This is a genomic window from Amycolatopsis sp. NPDC049252 (assembly GCF_043197175.1).
GTDB lineage: Bacteria > Actinomycetota > Actinomycetes > Mycobacteriales > Pseudonocardiaceae > Amycolatopsis.
On the sequence record NZ_JBICSQ010000009.1, the window covers coordinates 127,853 to 145,475 of the forward strand.

A 17,623-nucleotide genomic window follows, 5' to 3' on the forward strand; every position below is an offset into this window, starting at 1 on the left:
AAAGACGAGCACCCTAAAGAGCAGTAAGACCAGAAACCTTCCAACGACCATCAACCCGCTGAGCAGTAACCGAAAGTTGAGCGACCGAGGAAGAAGGCGCTCCCCCACCAGCCGTAACTGTCTGCTGGTCCAGAAAAAGCAGAACCGAAGCCGAATCCCCCACCAACGACCGAACCCCGACAGCCCGAACCGTAGTCGTACGAACCAGCTTCCCCGCCGTAGCCCGAGTACGCGCCGAAGCGAACTGAGCCTGGTACTGACGAACCGCATCCCCGATCAGGTACGACGACGCGGCTCGCTCCGTACGGGCCAGGTTCGTGTAGTCGTAAGAGAAAACGGCCTTCACAGCCTCGCTCACATCAGCGGAAACCGAAGCGGTCGCCGCCGTGTCGACCAAGGCCGCGTTGTCGGAAGACGACAGCGAAGCCGTCTCGATGCCGAACCACACCGCGCACCCCAGGGCCACGACGACAACCACAGCCAGGATCCGGTTCATGAGCCCGCCGCCTGGACGCCCGCGACCTTCCACCCGGAGTCCGATCGCAGAACGTCCACCGTCAGGCGGCTCATGCGCGGCGTGACAGCACCGCCGCCCGTCGAGACCCGGACGTCCAGCACCGCCAAGAGACGAGCCGTGCCCCCGGAAGCGTCGATCTCGGTCACCGCCGCCTCCACCAGGGACGCGGTCGAAACGGTGCGAGCGGTCGTCGCCCGCTCGATCTGCAGCTGACGGTCGCCGGTCAGGTCCTTGCCGTACTGGCCCGTCGTCGCCGAGATCCAGCGGTCGACGTCGGCGCCCGCGTTGCGGTAGTCGATCGTGTTCAGCGTGACCAGCTCCGGCCCGGCCGCGGCGATCACCGCGTCACGCGCGCGACCACGCGCCAGCGCATCGTCGGACGCCGCGTGCCACCAGGACCACCCGGCGAACGCGGCCACGAGCACGGCAACGACGGCGAGGATTTTCACGAAACGCCCAGCAGCTTCCCCAGCCCGCCCGACGGCCCGGTCAGCAGGCTCAGCATCCCTGGCAGCTGCGCCTGCGAAGGAGCCGACACCTGCTGCTGCGGCGCGGCCGGGATCGCGGGCGGCTTCCCGGCGTACGGTGCGTTCTGCGACCCGCGCACCCCGGTCGGGCTGCCCGGCGGCTCCGCGCAGTAGGCGTTCATGTTCACCGGCGCCTCGGACGTGTCGTTCGCCGGACGCTCCTTGGTGCCTTCGTAGCCCTTCGTGCACGACGCCGGGTCGAAGAAGTTGAACACCACACCGAGGTGACCCGTGCCGTCCGGGGACGTCGACGGCGAGAACGCCGAGATGATCGGGTACGCGACCAGCAGCTCCTCGATCGCGTCCTTGCGCGACGACGTGATCTGCGCGGTCGTCAGCAGGTTGGCGAACAGCACGCCGAGGTCGGGGCCGGAGGCCGCGAGCACGTCGCTGATCTGCCGGCTCAGCTGCGGCGCCTGTGCGATCACCCGCCGCAGGTCCGGATCCGACGTCTTGAGCTGCCCCGCGATCGTCTTCAACCCGGAAGCGAAGTCGGTGATGTTCGCGGCCTGCCGCTCTTGGGTGTCCAGCACGATCCGCGAGTTGGCCAGCAGCCCCTGCGTCTGCGGGACGTACTGCGCGGCCACGGCGGTCAGTGAACCGGTGCTGTCCAGCAGCTGCTGCAGTTCGGGCCCGGCGCCGGCGAACGCGTTGTACGTCTCGTCGACGACCGTGCGCAGCGAGTCCGGGTGGACGCTCGCGACCAGGTCGTCGAGGTGGGTCAGGACGGTGTCCGGCGACGGCGGCAACGACGTCTTGTCCGGCGTGATCACCGAACCGTCCTTCAGGTACGGGCCGCCGTCGTGCTGCGGGAGCAGGTCGACGAACTGCTCCCCCACCGCCGACCGGTTCGCCACCTGGGCGTGCGCGTCGGCCGGGATGTCCGGGCCGCCGGAGTCGATGTCGAGGGCGACGTCGACGCCGTGGTCGGTGAGCGTCATCGACGTCACGCGCCCGACCGTGACCCCGCGGTAGGCGACCTCGGAGTTGACGAAGATGCCGCCGGAGTCGGTCAGCTGCGCGGTGACGACGTACCCGCGGCTGCCGAAGAGCCGGTCGAGCCCGGCGTACTTGCCGCCCGCGTAGACGACCGAAACCACCGCGATGACGACGAAGACGACCAGCTGGACCCGGGTCTTGCGGGAGTTCACTTGCCACCCCCGATCAGGCCCAGCAGGCCGCCCAGCAGCCCGGTGCCGCCGACCTGACCGGTCGACTGCCCGAGGTCCGGCAGCGGCAACGGCGGTGCGGCCGGAGGCACCCCGCCGATCGTGGTGGGCAGGGCGATCGGCGGCTGCGACGAGTTCGTGAAGTTCCGGATCAGCGTGTCCAGGTCGAGGTTCACGTTCGCGTCGACGTTCGCGTAGTCCCCCTTGATGACGTTGCCGGCGTAGTCGGGGAACGGGTAGGTGAGCAGGATCTGCAGCGCGTTCGGCAGGTCCTGGCCGGCTTCGCCGAGCTTGGTCAACGTCGGCTGCAGCGCCTTGAGGTTCGCGACCAGCTGGTCGCGGCTCTTGTTCACGGTGTCCGTGGCGACGCCCGAGAGCGAGTTCAGCGCGTTCAACATGCCGACGAGCTGGTCGCGCTGGTCGGTGACGATCTTCAGGCCCGGCGCGAGGTTGTCGAGCGCGTTCGACAGGTTCTGCGTCTGCCCGGCCAGCGTCGCCGACAGCTTGCCGAGGCCGTCGATCGCGCGCAGGATCTCGGTCTTGTGCCCGTCGAGCTGCGTCGCCAGTTCGTCCACATGGGACAGCAGCGCGCGGATCTCCGGCTCGTTGCCCGACAGCGCGTCGTTCAGCTCGTGGCTGATCTTCTGGACCTGCTCGACGCCGCCGCCGTTGAGCAGCAGCGAGAGCGCGCCGAGCACCTCCTCGACCTCGGGGTTGCGATTGGTGCGCCCGAGCGGGATCTGCGCGCCGTCGGCCAGCTTGCCGCTCGCCGGCTCCGCGGTGGGCACGCTCAGCTCGACGAACTTCTCTCCCAGAAGGGAAGACTGCTTCAGCTCGGCGTGGGAGTTCGCGGGCAGCGCGATGTCGCCGTTGACGGTCATCGCGACGAGCGCGGACCGCGTGTCCGGCGTCAGGGTGATCTTGTCGACCCGCCCGACCGCGACGTCGTTGACCTTGACGCTCGACTGCGGCACCAGGTCCAGGACGTCGGTGAAGAGCGCGGTGACGTGGTACGGGTGGTCGCCGACGTCGGCGCCGCCCGGCAGCGGCGTGCCGTAGAGGCCGTTGAACCCGCCGTCGCTGCAGGCCGCCAGCACGAGCACCCCGGCGAGCACGCCCGCGAGCCGCTTCACTTGGCACCGCCGGAAAGCTGTTCCATCACGTCGACCAGCGGGAGCGGCAGCGGCGGCAGTTCGCCGTTCTGCAACGAGTTCAGCACCTGCGGGATCGTCGGGAGCTTCAGGGCACCGTCGAGGATCGGTGCGAGCTGCTTGCAGATGCTGCCCAGGGTGTCCGGGATCGGCTTCGGCGTGCCCGCGCTGATCAGCCGGCAGACGGTGAGGATCGGCGGGTTGGTGAGTTCGTTCAGGTTGTCGCGCACGGCGATGGTGCCCGACGCCGCGTCGTAGGAGTTGATGAAGTTGGTGGCGCCGGTCGGCGCGATGTCGAGCACCTCGGCCAGCGACGCCCGCTGGTCGACGAGCACCTTCGACAGCGACGCCAGCTTGTCCACATTGGACTCCAGCGCCGTCTTGTTGTCGTTGACGAACTGCTGGACGTCGCCGAGCGCGCCCCCGAGCGACTGCAAGGCCGCGCCGACGTCCGAGGAGTCCTCGGCGAGGAACCGGCTGACGTCGGCGACCCGGCCGTAGAACTCGTTGAGCTGCTGGTCGCTCTGGGCCAGCGCGCCGGTGAAGGAATTCAGGTTCTGCACGGTCGAGAACAGGTCGTCCTTCGAGCCGTCGAGGGTCTTGGCGAGGCCGGCGAGCTGCCCGACCGTCGAGTTCAGCGAAGCACCGTTGCCCTGCAACGCCTTCGCCGCCGTGTCCAGGACGCCGGACAGCGCGCCGTCCTGGTTCGCGCCGTTCGGGCCGAGCGCCGTGGACAGCTTGTCCAGGCTCGAGTACAGGTCGTCCAGCTCGACCGGGGTCGCCGTGCGGTCGCGCGGCAGCACCGTGCCGGTGGCCAGGACCGGGCCGCTGTCGTAGGCCGGGGTCAGCTGGACGTAGCGGTCGCTGACCAGGCTCGGCGCGACGACGACCGCGCCGACGTCGGCGGGCAGCTGCACCGCGTCGACCTGCATGTCGACGCGCACCGCGTCGCCCTGCGGCGTGACGTCGGTGACCTGCCCGACCGGCACGCCGAGCACCCGCACCGACGAACCCGCGTAGAGCCCGACGGTCTTGCCGAAGTAGGCCGACAGCTTCGTGCCGGTGGATTCGCGGAACACCAGCCACAGCCCGGCGGTGAGGATCAGCGCGACCACGCAGGCGAAGGCGAGCCACGTCGCCAGGCTGCGGCCGCGGTACGTCCGGATCGTCATCGGCGGCCCACCCCCTGGTTCGGCGCCGCGATCGGCGGGGTGCAACCCTCGGGGTTGATGGACAGGCCGCCCGCGGTGATCGTCGGCGGCAGCAGCCCGCACAGGTAGCCCTCGAACCAGCGGCCGTTGCCGGTCGCGTTCGCGCCGACGCGGGCGAACGGCGCCATCAGCTGCAGGCTCTTGTCGAGGTTGCCCTGGTTGCGCTGCAGGATGTCGGTCACCTTCCCGAGCTTGTCCAGCGTCGGCTTCAGCTGCGCGCGGTTGTCCGCGACGAGCCCGCTCAGCTGCTGCGAGAGCTGCTGGGTGCCGGTGAGCAGGGCGTGGATCGCGGTCTTGCGGTTCTGCAGCTCGGTCAGCAGCAGGTTGCCGTCGCTGATCACCCGTTGCAGCTGGGCATTGCGGTCCGACAGCGTCTTCGAGACCTGGCTGGTGTTGGCCAACAGGGTGTGGAGGTCGGCGTCGCGGGACGACACGGTCTTGGCCAGCGACGACAGGCCGTTCAGCGTGTCCTTCAGGTACTGGGGGCTGTCCTTGAGGCTGTCGGACAACGCGTTGAAGCTGTCGGCCAGCTGTTTCGTGTCGATGTCGCCGACCGTGGTGGACAGCTGGTCGAACGCGTCCTGCAGCTGGAACGGCGTGCGCGTGCGAGCCTGCGGGATGGTGGTGTTCGGTTCCTGGGCGCCGTCACCCTGGGTGTCGAGGGCCAGGTACTTCTCCCCCAGGAGCGTCTTGATCTCGATCGACGCCGTCGTCTTGTCGCCGACGCGGACGTCCTTCACGCGGAACTTCACCAGCACCTGCTTGCCGGCCAGCGCGACCGACGACACGGTGCCGACCTTGACGCCGGCGACCTCGACCTCGTTGTCCGGGGCCAGCCCCGCGGATTCACCGAAGTACGCCGAGTACGTCGTGCCGTTGCCGAAGAACGGGAGCTGGTCGGAGAAGTACGTCGTGGCGGTGACGAGCACGATCAGCACGAGGGTCACCGCGCCGACCGCGGCCTGGTTGCGATCCTTCAGCCGTTTCACGGACCACACCTCTCCGCGCGTTGCGTGCCCGGGATCGGGATGATCGGCAGGGAGATGTCGAGCGAGGAAATGCCGATGGTGCCGCTGATCCCGCACAGGTAGTAGTTGAACCAGCTGCCGTAACTCAGGGTCCGGGTGAACTTCTGCAGGTTGCCCGGCAACACCTCGAGCAGGTGGTTGACCAGCTCACCGGAGTCGCCGAGGTTCTGCGACAGCGTGCCGAGCTTCGCGACGTCGTCCTTCAGCGCCGGGCGCGCGTCGGCGAGCAGCCCGGTGGTCGAGACGGCGAGGTCGCCGAGGGCGCTCACCGCGTCGCCGATCGGCTTGCGCTGCTCGGCCAGGCCGCTGACCAGCTTCTGCGTCTGCTCGATGAGGTCGCCGAGCTGCGTGCCGTGGGAGTTGACCGTGCCGAGCACGGTGTTGAGGTTGGTGATCACCTGGCCGATCACCTGGTCCTTGCTCGCGATCGTGGTGGTGAGCGACGCGGTGTGCTGCAGGAGGCTGGTGATCGTGCCGCCCTCGCCCTGGAAGACGCTGATGATCTCGGCCGAGAGCTGGTTGACGTCCTTCGGGCTCAGCGCCTTGAACAGCGGCTTGAACCCGTTGAACAGCACGGTCAGGTTCAAGGCGGGTTTGGTGCGCTCGGGCGGGATCGTGCCGCCGTCCGGCAGGGTCTTGTCGCCCGGGACGTCGGTGCCGAGCGCGAGGTAGCGCTGGCCGACGAGGTTCCGGTACTTGATCGTCGCGGTGACCGACTCCGGCAGCCGGTAGGTGTGCTCGACGTCGAACCGGATCTCGGCGAGGTTCTGCTCACCCTCGGCGACGTCGATCGCGTCGACCTGGCCGACCTTGACCCCGGCGATGCGGACGTCGTCACCCTCCTTGAGCCCGGACGCGTCGGTGAACTTCGCCAGGTATCCCGACGTCACGCCGAAGTTGGTGTTCGCGATGGTGGCCGCGAGGACACCGGTGAACAGCACCGTGACGACGGCGAACACCAGCAGCTTCACCAGCGACGGGACGAAACTCCTCACTTGAGCTCCACCTCCGCTCCGCGGTAGAGCGGCCCGACGAGCAGGCCCGCCCAGCCGGGCACCTGGTCGGGCAGCGTGCCCAGGGCCGGGGACGCGAGCAGGCTGATCAGGTCCGTCTCGTCCGGCGACCCGACGATGCCGCCGGTCCCGCCGACCGCGCCGCCGCCCGCCGTGATCGGGCCGGGCAGGCTGCCGCCCGGCGACTTCGGCGGCGCGGGCTTGCTGGAGCCGTCCTTGATCGCGCCGTCCGGCGGGTACTGCGGCCAGACGCCCGGCTTCGGCACCTGCGGGTAACAGCGGGGGCCGCGCTTGTCGTCGTACTTCGGCTCGTCGACGCCGGGCAGGTACTTGCCGCGGCTGGCGCTGAACTCGATGGTCACGCGGCTGACCTCGGGGTGCGCGGTGCCCTTGCCGAACGCCAGCTCGGCCGGGGCGACCTCGCCGGCGAGCTGGTTGAACAGGCACGGGTACTCCGGCGCGTACTTCGCCAGCACGTCCAGCGTCGGCTGGACGGCCGTGGTGAGCCGGATCAGGTTGTCCTTGTTGACCAGCAGGAAGTTCGTGAGGTCCACGGACGCCGCGGTGACGGTGGCGTAAAGGTCGCTCAGCTGGGTGCGCTGGTCGACGATCGTGCGGCTCGTGGTCGTCAGGTCGGACAGGGCCTGCAGCAGGTCCGGCGCGGCCTTGTCGTACGTGTCGGAGACGTTCGCGATCCCGGTGATGTCGGCCTTGATGTCCGGCAGCGACGGGTTGAGCTTGCCGAGGTAGTCCGAGAGCTGCGAGAGGGTCTGGCCGAGCTGCTTGCCGCGGCCGTCGAGCGCGGTCGACACGGCGGTGAGCGTGCTCGCCAGCTTCTCCGGCTGGACGGCCTGCAGCAGCGGCATCACGTCGTCGAGGACCTTCTGCAGTTCGATCGCGCTGCTGCTGCGGTCCTGCGGGATGACGTCGCCGGCCTTGATCGCGGACTCGGGCTTTTCCGGCAGCTGCAGCGAGACGTACCGCTCGCCGAACAGCGTCTTCGGCAGCAGCCGCGCGGAGACGTTCTTGGGGATCACGGACGTCTTGTCCGGGTCCAGGGCCAGCTCCAGCTCGGCGTGGTCCCCCTTCGCCAGCACCGAGCGGACTTCGCCGACGACCATGCCGCGGACCTTGACGTCGCCGCCCGTCCGCAGCTGGCTGCCGACGTGGTCGGTCTCGAGCTTCACGAGCGTCACGGCCGTGAACGCCTTGTTGTAGACGGCGAGCGTGAACGCGATGAACAAGGCGGCCACGAGCAGGAAGGCGAGCCCCAGCACCTGGTACCGGAGCCGCTGCCGGAGTGCCTTCCTCATCCGGAGATCCTCACCGTGGTGTTGGCGCCCCAGATCGCCAGGGACAGGAAGAAGTCCAGGACCGAGATCAGCACGATCGACGTCCGCACCGCGCGGCCCACCGCCACGCCGACGCCGGCCGGGCCGCCGCTGGCGGTGTAGCCGTAGTAGCAGTGGGACAGGATCACGAGCACGCTGAACACGATCACCTTGCCGAACGACCAGAGCACGTCACCCGGCGGCAAGAAGAGCGTGAAGTAGTGGTCGTAGGTGCCCGCGGACTGGCCGTAGAGCCAGATGGTGATCTGCCGGGACGCGAGGTAGCTCGACAGCAAGCCGACCGCGTACAGCGGGATGACCGCGGCGACGCCGGCGAGCACGCGGGTCGTCACCAGGTAGGGCATGCTCGGCACGGCCATGACTTCCAGCGCGTCGATCTCCTCGGAGATCCGCATCGCGCCGAGCTGGGCGGTGAAGCCGCAGCCGACGGTCGCGCTCAGGGCGAGCCCGGCCGAGAGCGGCGCGACCTCGCGGGTGTTGAAGTAGGCGGAGATGAACCCGGTGAGCGCGGCCGTGCCGAGCTGGTTGAGCGCGGAGTACCCCTGGAGGCCGACGATCAGGCCGGTGAACAACGTCATCCCGATCATCACGCCGAGGGTGCCGCCGATGACCGCCAGGCCGCCGGTGCCGAAGCAGACTTCGGTGAGCAGCCGCAGTGTTTCCCGGCTGTAGCGGCGGATCGTGCGCGGCGACCAGGCGAGCGCCTGCGCGGCGAACGCGAGCAGCTTGCCCAGGCCTTCGAGGCTCTGGCCGGGGCGCGCGAGGTATTCGAGCGTCCGGTCGCGATCGATGGGTTCCGCCGTCATCACATGGCCTTCGGCGGGACGATCCGCAGGTAGATCGCGGTGAGCACGACGTTGATGAGGAACAGCAGCAGGAACGTGATGACGACGGCCTGGTTGACGGCGTCGCCGACCCCCTTCGGCCCGGGCGGCGGGTTCAGGCCGCGGAACGCCGCGACGACACCGGCGACGAACCCGTACAGCAGGGCCTTGATCTCGCTGATCCAGAGGTCCGGGACCTGGGCGAGCGCGTTGAAGCTGGCCAGGTAGGCGCCGGGCGTGCCGCCCTGCAGGACGACGTTGAAGAAGTAGCCGCCGAGCACGCCGACGACGCTGACCAAGCCGTTCAGCAGCACGGAAACCACCATGGCGGCCAGTACACGCGGCACGATCAGGCGCTGGATCGGGTTGACGCCGAGTACTTCCATGGCGTCGATCTCTTCACGGATCTTGCGCGCCCCGATGTCCGCGCAGACGGCGCTGCCGCCGGCGCCGGCGACGAGCAGGGCGGTGATCAGCGGGCTGGCCTGCTGCACGATGGCCAGCGCGCTGGCCGCGCCGGTGAAGGACTGGGCGCCGATCTGCGCGGTCAGCGAGCCGAGCTGCAGCGCGATCACCGCGCCGAACGGGATGGCCACCAGCGCGGTCGGGAGGATCGTGACGCTGGCGAAGAACCAGCACTGCTGGATCCACTCACGGGTCTGGAAGGGGCGCTTGAAGATCGCGCGCAGGACTTCCCAGGAGAGCGTCGAGAGGCGGCCGACCTGCGTCAACGCCGCCGTTCCCGGGAGCGTGCCCGTGCTGTCGCTCACCAAACCTCCCAGTAGAAGTCGCTCACCCCCGAGTGTTCTCCATACCCGGTGTCCGCTTTTCGTTAGCGGTGTTAACTAACGTCGTCCCTTCAGAAGTTGAGGGCGTGCGTGGCCGTCGCCCCGCCGTCCGCGATGAATTCCGCACCCGTGCAGTACGAGCTTTCGTCACTGGCCAGGAACAGCACCAGCTTCGCGATGTCCTCGGGCTGCCCGACCCGGCCGAGGGCGACCTTCTTGCCCACCCACGACATGTCGACCTTCTGCCCGCCGGCCGCGGTCGCGACCATCTGCGTGTCGATCGCGCCGGGGTGCACCGAGTTGACCCGGATGTGCTTCTTGCCGAGTTCCATCGCCGCGACCTTGGTCATCCCGCGGATCGCGAACTTGCTCGCGGTGTAGGCGACGAGGTACGGCATCCCGGCCAGACCCTCCACAGAGGACACGTTGACGATGGAGCCACCGCCGGCGGCGGTCATCGGTTCAACGACCGAGCGCATCCCGAGAAACGCCCCTATTTGGTTCACCCGGATGACGCGCTCGTAATCGGCCAGCGTCGTCTTGCCCAGTTCCGAGAAATGGAGGATGCCCGCGTTGTTGACCAGCACGTTCAGCGCGCCGAACTCCGTGGTCGCCCGCTCGATCGCCGCTGCCCAGTCGTCTTCGCTGCCGACGTCGAGGTGCTGGTAGACGGCGGCGTCGCCGAGGTCGGCGGCGAGCTGCTTGCCCTCGTCGTCCAGGATATCGGCGATCACCACCTTCGCGCCTTCGGCCGCGAACGCGCGTGCGGCCGCCTCCCCCTGCCCGCGCGCGGCACCGGTGATGAGGGCGATCTTCCCGTCGAGCCTCACGATTCCTCCAGGATTTCGGTGGCGGCGAACATCCGGCCGGGGTCACGGCCGGCGAAGTAGTCGCTGACGGTCGTCTCCAGCTCGTCGAGGGACCACCGCTGCTCGATCCGCGGCGCTTCGACCAGCGCGACCGAGCCGCCGTGCACGACGAAGACCTGGCCGTTGACGTGCTCGGCGGCGGGCGAGGCGAGGTAGGCGACGAAGGGGGCGACGTGCTCGACCGAGAGCGGATCGGCACCGTCTGCAGGAGCGGCACCGAACACGCCCTCGGTCATCGCCGTCCGGGCCCGCGGGCAGATCGCGTTGGCGCGGACGCCGTACTTGGCCAGGCCGCGGGCGGCCGACATGGTGAGCGCGGTGATGCCGGCCTTGGCCGCGGCGTAGTTGGGCTGGCCGGGTGAACCGATCAGGAACGCCTCGGAGGCGGTGTTCACCAGCCGCCCGTACACCGGCCGACCGTCCGCTTTGGACTTGTCGCGCCAGTGCTTCGCGGCGTTGCGGGACAACAGGAAGTGCCCGCGCAGATGCACGCGGAGCACGGTGTCCCACTCGTCGTCGGACATCGAGAAGAGCATCTTGTCGCGCAGCACGCCCGCGTTGTTCACGACGACGTCGAGCCCGCCGAGGTCGAGCGCGGCGGCCACGAGCGCGTCGGCCGTGGCGCGTTCCCCGACGTCCCCGGCGACCGCGACCGCCCGGCCACCGGCGCCTTCGATCTCTTCGACGACGTCCTTCGGCTCGCTGACGTCGTTGACGACGACGGTGGCGCCCCGCGCGGCCAGGGCGAGCGCTTCGGCCCGTCCCAGCCCGGCGGCGGCACCGGTGACGATCGCTGTCCTGCCGCTCAGGCTCACGCGAGGCCTCCTCATCGAGTCCTGGTTGACGGGCCTACACTAGAATCTGTTCTCGTTCAGGGCAAGCTTTTGAGTAAACACCGCTAACTGGCGATGAACAGGGCGTTCTTCGGGCAGCCCCGCACCGCGTCGGAAACACGTTCCACCTGGTCGGCGGGCACCGGGCCCGGCTGGATGACCAGTTCTTCGTCGTCGTCGAGGTCGAAGACGTCCGGCGCGAACCCCAGGCACACCGCGTTCGCCTCGCAGAGCGAACGATCGACGCCGATCTCCATGCTTCCTCCGCCGCGTGAGTGCTGGTACAACTAGAACAGGTTCTACTATAACGCCGGATCGAGGTGACGGGTGCGGATCGACTACACGCCGGAGCAGCGCGCACTGGCCGCGGAACTGCGGGAGTACTTCGCCGAGCTGATGACGCCGGAACGCCGTGACGGCCTCCGCTCGGGCAACGGCGAGTACGGCGACGGCCTGGCCTACAAGGAGATCGTCCGGCAGCTGGGCAAGGACGGCTGGCTGGCGCTCGGCTGGCCGCCGGAGTACGGCGGGCAGGGCCGGCCGATGCTCGACCAGCTCATCTTCACCGACGAGGCGGCGGTCGCCGGGGTGCCGGTCCCGTTCCTGACGGTGAACACCGTCGGGCCGACCATCATGCGCTACGGCACCGACGAGCAGAAGGCGTTCTACCTGCCGAAGATCGCCGCCGGCGAGCTGCACTTCTCGATCGGCTACTCCGAGCCGGAGGCCGGCACCGACCTCGCGTCGCTGCGGACGCGCGCGGTGCGCGACGGCGACGAGTACGTCGTCACCGGGCAGAAGATGTGGACCAGCCTGATCGAGCACGCCGACTACGTCTGGCTCGCCGTCCGGACCGATCCCGAGGCGAAGAAGCACCGCGGCCTGTCGATCCTGATCGTGCCGACGTCGGCGCCCGGGTTCTCCTGGACCAAGGTGCACACGGTGGCGGGCGCGGGCACCAGCGCGACGTACTACGACGACGTGCGCGTGCCGGTGTCGGCGCGGGTCGCCGAGGAGAACGCGGGCTGGCCGCTGATCACCAACCAGCTCAACCACGAACGGGTCGCCCTGACCTCGTCGGCGCCGGTGCGCAAGGCCCTGGCCGACGTGCTGGCCTGGGCGAAGGAGACCGGCGCCATCGACCAGGAATGGGTGCGGCTGCACCTCGCGCGGGTGCACGCCGGCGCGGAGTACCTGAAGCTGCGGAACTGGCGGATCGCCTGGGCGGCCGCGGCGAGCGAGCTGGGCCCGGCCGACGCGTCGGCCACGAAGGTGTACGGCACCGAGTTCGCGATCGAGGCCTACCGGCTGCTGATGGAGGTGCTCGGCGCCGCGGCCGTCGTCCGCGACGGCTCGCCCGGCGCGCTGCTGGCCGGGCGGATCGAACGGCACCACCGCTCGGCGCTGATCCTCACCTTCGGCGGCGGCACCAACGAGATCCAGCGGGACATGATCGCCGCGACCGCCCTCGGCCTGCCCGTCACGCGCTAGGAGCGTCTCAGTTAGGAGCTGTATGGACTTCACCCCTTCCGAGGCGTCGGCCGACCTCGCCGCGCTGACCCGGCGGATCCTGGCCGACAAGCTCACCCACGACCCGCACGGGACCGGCGGCTTCGACGCTCCACTGTGGACGGCGCTGGGCCAGGCGGGCGTGCTCGACGCGGCGCTGCCGTCGTCACTCGGCGGCGGCGGGTTCGGCCTGCTGGAGCAAAGCGCGGTGCTGACCGAGATCGGCCGCGCGGTGGCCGCGGTCCCCTACCTGACGTCGATCACGATGGCGGCGTCGGCGCTGGCGGAGTTCGGCACGCCGGAGCTGGTGGACCGCTGGGTGCTGCCGGTGCTGCGCGGCGAACGCGTGCTCACGGTGGCGCTGTCCGGCTTCACCGCGTCGGACGGGCGCCTGTCCGGCGCCGGATCCGCGGTGCCGTTCGGCGCGTTCGCCCACGGCTTCCTGGTCGCGGTGCCCGACGAGGTGTTCCTGGTCGACGCGGCGGCCCCGGGGGTCACCGTGCAACCGCAGCAGACGGTCGACCACGCCGACGCCGCGCTGCTGGAACTGTCCGACGTGGCCGGGGTTTCCCTGGGCTCGATCGGCGAGTGGCTGCGCCTGCGCGGCACGGCCGGGGCCTGCGCGCAGCAGCTCGGCGTCGTCGAGCGCGCGCTGGAGCTGACGGCGGCGTACGCGGCCGAGCGCAAGCAGTTCGACCACGTGATCGGCGGTTTCCAGGCGGTCCGCCAGCGCCTCGCGGACGCCTACGTGGACGTCGAGGCGGTGCGGCTGACGTCCCAGCAGGCGGCGTGGCGGCTGGCGTCGGACCTGCCGGCCGCGGAAGCGGTGGCGACGGCCAAGTTCTGGGCCGCGGAGGCCGGCCACCGGGTGGCCCACACGACGGTCCACGTCCACGGCGGCGTCGGCATCGACGTCGACCACGTGGTGCACCGGTACTTCGTGGCCGCGAAACGCCTGGAGTTCCTGTTCGGGCCGGCGACATCCCAGCTGCTGGCCCTGGGCGAGCTGCTGTGACCTACCGCGCGGCGTAGTCCCAGAACGCCCGCATCAGCGGCGTGGGTTCCGGGCCGGTCATCTCGACCTGGGTGAGCAGCACCGTGACCGTGCCCGTCGCCGGGACCACGTGCCAGGCCGTGCCGGCACCGCCGATCCAGCCGTAGCGGCCGGGGACGTGCCACGGGTCCGTCGCCTCGACGTCCACCGAGCCGCCGAAGCCCCAGCCCTGGCCGTCCAGGAACATCCGGGCGGCCGCGCGCTGGGCCGGGGTCAGGTGGTCGGTGGTCATCCGGCGCACCGACTCCGGCGTCAGCAGCCGGTGGTCGCCGGCCCGGCCCTCGGCCAGCAGGAAGCGGCCGAAGGCGAGCAGGTCGCCGGCCGTCGAAACCAGGCCCGCCGCGCCGGACGGGAACGCCGGCGCGGTGCTCCACCGGCCCTCCGGCGAGTCGATCAGCCGCAGCCCCGCGTCGCCGGGCCGGTACGCGCTGGTGAGCCGGCCCAGCGCCTCGGTCGGCACGAAGAACCCGGTGTCGGCCATGCCCAGCGGCTCGAACAGCCGCTCCGCCAGGAACTCCGGCAGCGACCGGCCCGACACCCGCGCGATCAGCACCCCCTGGATGTTCGAACCGGTGCCGTAGAGCCACCCCGCCCCCGGCTGGTGCAGCAGCGGGACCTGCGCCAGCGCGGCCGTCCACGCGTCCGGCGCCAGGGCCCGCGGTGGCGCCGCCGGGTGGCCCAGCACCTGCAGCAGCAGGTCGGCGGCGGGCAGCGTCGGGTCCGCCGCAAAGCCGTACCCGCAGCGGAAGGTGAGCAGGTCGGCCACCGTGATCGGGCGGACGGCGGGCACGACGTCGTCGACCGGGCCGGCCGGCGTCCGCACGACCACCGGTGACGCCAGCTCCGGCAGCCACCGCGCGATCGGGTCGTCCAGCGCGAGCTCGCCGTCGTCGACGAGCAGCATGACCGCCGCGGCGACGATCGGCTTGGTCAGCGACGCGATGCGGAACAGCGCGTCCCGCGCCATCGGCACGGTGCCTTCGGCGTCGGCCGAGCCCACCGCCGCCGCCTCGACCCGGTCGCCGCGCGCGACGAGGGCGACCGCGCCGGGCAGGTTCGCGGCGTGCCGGGTCAGCACTTCGGTGAGCATGCTCAGTCCTGGGGGTTGATGGCGCGCAGGCGCCGCGGGCCGGTGTCCGGCCGGGACGGCGGCGGCCCCAGCACCAGCCGGGCGTTGGCGACGAACGCGCCGTCGGGCGAGGCCAGGATCGGGTCCAGCGTCAGCGACCGCACCTCGGGGTTGTCCTCGGCGAGGGCGGCCACGCGCAGCACCATGTCCTGCAGCGCGGCGAGGTCGGCGGGCTCGTCGCCGCGGTAACCGGTGAGCAGCGGCGCCGTCCGGGGTTCGCGCAGCAGCGTCGCCGCGTCGACGTCGGTGACCGGCACCGCCCGGTAGGCGCGGTCCCCCAGCAGCGTGCTGACCAGCCCGGACAGCCCGAACGACACGAGCGAGCCGAACGACGGGTCGTCCTGCAGCCCGATCACGCACGACAGGCCCTTCGGCGCCATCCGCTGCACGTACACGTCGTCCTCGCCGGAGATCTCGCGCAACGTCGCGTAGGCCGTGCGCACGGAATCCTCCGACGCCAGGTCGAGCCGCACGCCGGCCAGGTCGGGCCGGCCGCGCAGCCGCTCGTCGACCGCCTTGAGCGTCACGGGATACCCGAGCTCGGCCGCCGCCGCGACCGCGTCGTCCACTGTGGACACCACGCGGAACGGGACCACGTCGATGCCGTAACACCCCAGCAGGCGCACGACGTCGGAGTCCGGCAGCACCGTCGTCTTGCCGTCCTCGGCAGCCAGCAGCTCGCGCACGATCACCTGCGCCTGCTCGGTGTGGATGCGCGAGGGCCGCACCAGCGTGCCCTGCGGCCGCTGCCGCCAGGCGGCGTACCGGACGACCTTCGCCAGCGCGTTCACCGCGCGTTCCGGGCTCGGGTACGACGGGATCGAGCCGCGGCTGGCCACACCGTCCTCCGAGAGCACGGCCAGCTCGTCCGGGACGCCCTCGGCCGCGAGGAACGTCGAGACGATCGGCTTGCGCTGCCCCAGCTCGACGACCGTCTCCCGCAGGGCACGCGCGTACGCGGTACCGGGGATCGCCACCGGCGGCGCGAACACGACGACCAGCGCGTCGGTGTCCGGCGAGGTCAGCGCCTCCCCCACCGCCTTGGCGAAGTCCTCCGGCCCGGCCTGCGGGCCGACGTCCACCGGATCGGACGCGAGCCGCAGCCCCTGCGCGCGGGCGGTGTCGGCGGCCAGCAGCCCGATCGCGCTGGAGTTGCCGACGATGGCGACCCGCGGCCCGGCCGGCAGCGGCTGGTGCGCGAAGACGAGCGCGGTGTCGAACAGCTGCGCCAGCGACTCGACCCGTACGACCCCGGCCTGCTCGAACAGGGCCTGGACACTGATCTCGTCGATCTCGGTGGACGTCGCCGCCAGCTGCGAGCGGACCGCGTGACGCCCCGACTTCACCGCGACGATCGGCTTCGTCCGGGCCAGCCGCCGCGCCAGCCGGGCGAACTTGCGCGGGTTGCCGAAGGACTCCAGGTACAGCAGCACGAGGTCGGTGTCCGGGTCGGTTTCCCAGTACTGCAACAGGTCGTTGCCGGAGACGTCGGCGCGGTTGCCGGCCGAGACGAACGTCGACAGGCCGAGCCCGCGCGCCTCGGCGTCGGCGAGGATCGCCGTGCCCAGCGCGCCGGACTGGCAGAAGAACCCGGTGCGCCCGCGGCCCGGCAGCCGCGGCGCGAGGGTGGCGTTGAGCCGGACGCCGGGCGCGGTGTTCAGCACGCCGAGCGCGTTCGGTCCGACCACGCGCATGCCGTGCGCCCGGGCCTCGCCGACCAGCCGCAGCTCGGCGTGCAGGCCGTGCGGGCCGGCCTCGCCGAAGCCGCCGGAGACGATCAGCAGGGTCTTCACGCCCTTGGCCAGGCAAGCGTCCAAAACGGACTCGACGGCCTCGGCGGGCACCGCGACCAGCGCCAGGTCGACCGAGTCCGGGATGTCCAGCACCGACGGGTAGGCGCGCACACCGCGGATCGAGCGGTGCTCCGGGTTGACCGGGTAGACGGTGCCGGTGAACGCGGCGGCCAGCAGGTTCACGAAGGCGACGTGGCCGACCTTGCCCGGCTCGGCGGAGGCGCCGATCACCGCGACGGACTTCGGGTGCAGCAGGTTGTGCACGCTGCGCGCCTCGGCGGCCTGCTCCCGGGACCGGGCGACGGCCAGCGACTCCTCCGTCGGGTCGATGTCGAACTCGAGGTGCAGCACGCCTTCTTCGATCTCGCGGCTGACCTGGTAACCGGCGTCGCGGAAGACGCGGACCATCGCGGCGTTCTCGGCGAGCACCTCGGCGACGAACCGGCGCAGCCCGCACTCCGACGCGGCCGCGGCCAGGTGCTCCAGCAGGATCGAGCCGAGGCCCCGGCCCTGGTGCGCGTCGTCGACCACGAAGGCCACCTCGGCCGACGGCCCGCCGTCCAGCCGCTCGTACCGGCCGACCGCGATGATGTCGTCGCCGAGGAACGCGGCGAACGCGACCCGGTCGTGGTGGTCGACGGTGGAGAACCGCTTCAGGTCCTTCTCCGGGATCCGCGGGTAGGCGCCGAAGTAACGGAAGTAGCGGGTGCGCTCGGAGAGCTTCCCGTGGAAGGAGACGAGCCCGTCGGCGTCGGTCGGGATGACCGGGCGCAGGTGGACGGTGCCGCCGTCGGACAGCACGACGTCGGCCTCCCAGTCGCGGGGGTAGTCGAAGGGGTCCCGTCCGGCCATGGTG

General features: G+C 70.7%; 17 protein-coding genes. 2 read left to right on the forward strand and 15 right to left on the reverse strand.

Translation table 11 applies throughout. The annotated features are described in order from the left end of the window. Window positions 1–13 precede the first annotated feature (13 nt). From ACGFMK_RS14645 to ACGFMK_RS14705, 13 genes are all read right to left on the reverse strand, one after another. A complete protein-coding gene (locus ACGFMK_RS14645) occupies window positions 14–496 on the reverse strand; it encodes a hypothetical protein (RefSeq protein ID WP_392762291.1) in 483 nt (160 codons plus the stop codon). Then, on the reverse strand, window positions 493–966 hold the full coding sequence (locus ACGFMK_RS14650) for a hypothetical protein (protein ID WP_392762293.1): 474 nt from the start codon (window positions 964–966) through the stop codon (window positions 493–495). Before ACGFMK_RS14650 ends, ACGFMK_RS14645 begins: the two co-directional genes overlap by 4 nt. Continuing rightward, window positions 963–2,195 (reverse strand): MCE family protein, encoded by a 1,233-nt coding sequence (locus ACGFMK_RS14655; protein ID WP_392762296.1) that lies wholly within the window; start codon window positions 2,193–2,195, stop codon window positions 963–965. The genes ACGFMK_RS14650 and ACGFMK_RS14655 overlap by 4 nt, the downstream gene beginning before the upstream one ends. Further along, on the reverse strand, window positions 2,192–3,346 hold the full coding sequence (locus ACGFMK_RS14660; RefSeq protein WP_392762299.1) for an MCE family protein: 1,155 nt from the start codon (window positions 3,344–3,346) through the stop codon (window positions 2,192–2,194). Before ACGFMK_RS14660 ends, ACGFMK_RS14655 begins: the two co-directional genes overlap by 4 nt. Continuing rightward, window positions 3,343–4,536, reverse strand: coding sequence for an MCE family protein (locus ACGFMK_RS14665; RefSeq protein WP_392762302.1), 1,194 nt, complete (start codon window positions 4,534–4,536; stop codon window positions 3,343–3,345). The genes ACGFMK_RS14660 and ACGFMK_RS14665 overlap by 4 nt, the downstream gene beginning before the upstream one ends. Next, on the reverse strand, window positions 4,533–5,564 hold the full coding sequence (locus tag ACGFMK_RS14670; protein WP_392762305.1) for an MlaD family protein: 1,032 nt from the start codon (window positions 5,562–5,564) through the stop codon (window positions 4,533–4,535). Before ACGFMK_RS14670 ends, ACGFMK_RS14665 begins: the two co-directional genes overlap by 4 nt. Beyond that, window positions 5,561–6,598 (reverse strand): MCE family protein, encoded by a 1,038-nt coding sequence (locus tag ACGFMK_RS14675; protein WP_392762308.1) that lies wholly within the window; start codon window positions 6,596–6,598, stop codon window positions 5,561–5,563. Before ACGFMK_RS14675 ends, ACGFMK_RS14670 begins: the two co-directional genes overlap by 4 nt. Beyond that, the gene (locus tag ACGFMK_RS14680) at window positions 6,595–7,929 is read right to left on the reverse strand and encodes an MCE family protein (RefSeq protein ID WP_392762310.1); all 1,335 of its coding nucleotides are present in this window, start codon (window positions 7,927–7,929) and stop codon (window positions 6,595–6,597) included. Before ACGFMK_RS14680 ends, ACGFMK_RS14675 begins: the two co-directional genes overlap by 4 nt. Beyond that, window positions 7,926–8,774 carry an ABC transporter permease gene (locus ACGFMK_RS14685; RefSeq protein WP_392762312.1) on the reverse strand — a complete coding sequence of 283 codons (849 nt, stop codon included), beginning with the start codon at window positions 8,772–8,774 and terminating at the stop codon, window positions 7,926–7,928. Before ACGFMK_RS14685 ends, ACGFMK_RS14680 begins: the two co-directional genes overlap by 4 nt. Beyond that, window positions 8,774–9,562, reverse strand: a complete 789-nt coding sequence (locus ACGFMK_RS14690) for an MlaE family ABC transporter permease (RefSeq protein ID WP_392762315.1) — start codon at window positions 9,560–9,562, stop codon at window positions 8,774–8,776. The genes ACGFMK_RS14685 and ACGFMK_RS14690 overlap by 1 nt, the downstream gene beginning before the upstream one ends. An 89-nt stretch (window positions 9,563–9,651) precedes the next feature. After that, window positions 9,652–10,413 (reverse strand): glucose 1-dehydrogenase, encoded by a 762-nt coding sequence (locus ACGFMK_RS14695; RefSeq protein ID WP_392762412.1) that lies wholly within the window; start codon window positions 10,411–10,413, stop codon window positions 9,652–9,654. Then, entirely contained in the window at window positions 10,407–11,264 is an 858-nt protein-coding gene (locus tag ACGFMK_RS14700) for a 3-oxoacyl-ACP reductase (protein ID WP_392762318.1), read from the reverse strand. Before ACGFMK_RS14700 ends, ACGFMK_RS14695 begins: the two co-directional genes overlap by 7 nt. An 83-nt stretch (window positions 11,265–11,347) precedes the next feature. Further along, window positions 11,348–11,539 carry a ferredoxin gene (locus ACGFMK_RS14705; RefSeq protein ID WP_392762321.1) on the reverse strand — a complete coding sequence of 64 codons (192 nt, stop codon included), beginning with the start codon at window positions 11,537–11,539 and terminating at the stop codon, window positions 11,348–11,350. Between the two features lie 70 nt (window positions 11,540–11,609). On the opposite strand from ACGFMK_RS14705, the gene ACGFMK_RS14710 reads away from it, so the two are divergent. Continuing rightward, window positions 11,610–12,773, forward strand: coding sequence for an acyl-CoA dehydrogenase family protein (locus ACGFMK_RS14710; protein ID WP_392762323.1), 1,164 nt, complete (start codon window positions 11,610–11,612; stop codon window positions 12,771–12,773). A gap of 22 nt (window positions 12,774–12,795) precedes the next feature. Continuing rightward, window positions 12,796–13,806 (forward strand): acyl-CoA dehydrogenase family protein, encoded by a 1,011-nt coding sequence (locus ACGFMK_RS14715; RefSeq protein ID WP_392762326.1) that lies wholly within the window; start codon window positions 12,796–12,798, stop codon window positions 13,804–13,806. Between the two features lies 1 nt (window position 13,807). On the opposite strand, the gene ACGFMK_RS14720 is transcribed toward ACGFMK_RS14715, so the two are convergent. Next, window positions 13,808–14,941 carry a serine hydrolase domain-containing protein gene (locus tag ACGFMK_RS14720; protein ID WP_392762414.1) on the reverse strand — a complete coding sequence of 378 codons (1,134 nt, stop codon included), beginning with the start codon at window positions 14,939–14,941 and terminating at the stop codon, window positions 13,808–13,810. Beyond that, the gene (locus ACGFMK_RS14725) at window positions 14,938–17,619 is read right to left on the reverse strand and encodes a GNAT family N-acetyltransferase (protein WP_392762328.1); all 2,682 of its coding nucleotides are present in this window, start codon (window positions 17,617–17,619) and stop codon (window positions 14,938–14,940) included. The genes ACGFMK_RS14720 and ACGFMK_RS14725 overlap by 4 nt, the downstream gene beginning before the upstream one ends. Between the last annotated feature and the right edge of the window lie 4 nt (window positions 17,620–17,623).

What these genes read in the sequence shown, in the direction of transcription:
- ACGFMK_RS14715 (WP_392762326.1), top strand. Translation starts at nt 12,796, where the DNA reads ATGGACTTCACCCCTTCCGAGGCGTCGGCCGACCTCGCCGCGCTGACC.
- ACGFMK_RS14665 (WP_392762302.1), bottom strand. Translation starts at nt 4,536, where the DNA reads ATGACGATCCGGACGTACCGCGGCCGCAGCCTGGCGACGTGGCTCGCC.
- ACGFMK_RS14685 (WP_392762312.1), bottom strand. Translation starts at nt 8,774, where the DNA reads ATGACGGCGGAACCCATCGATCGCGACCGGACGCTCGAATACCTCGCG.
- ACGFMK_RS14645 (WP_392762291.1), bottom strand. Translation starts at nt 496, where the DNA reads ATGAACCGGATCCTGGCTGTGGTTGTCGTCGTGGCCCTGGGGTGCGCG.
- ACGFMK_RS14705 (WP_392762321.1), bottom strand. Translation starts at nt 11,539, where the DNA reads ATGGAGATCGGCGTCGATCGTTCGCTCTGCGAGGCGAACGCGGTGTGC.
- ACGFMK_RS14680 (WP_392762310.1), bottom strand. Translation starts at nt 7,929, where the DNA reads ATGAGGAAGGCACTCCGGCAGCGGCTCCGGTACCAGGTGCTGGGGCTC.
- ACGFMK_RS14725 (WP_392762328.1), bottom strand. Translation starts at nt 17,619, where the DNA reads ATGGCCGGACGGGACCCCTTCGACTACCCCCGCGACTGGGAGGCCGAC.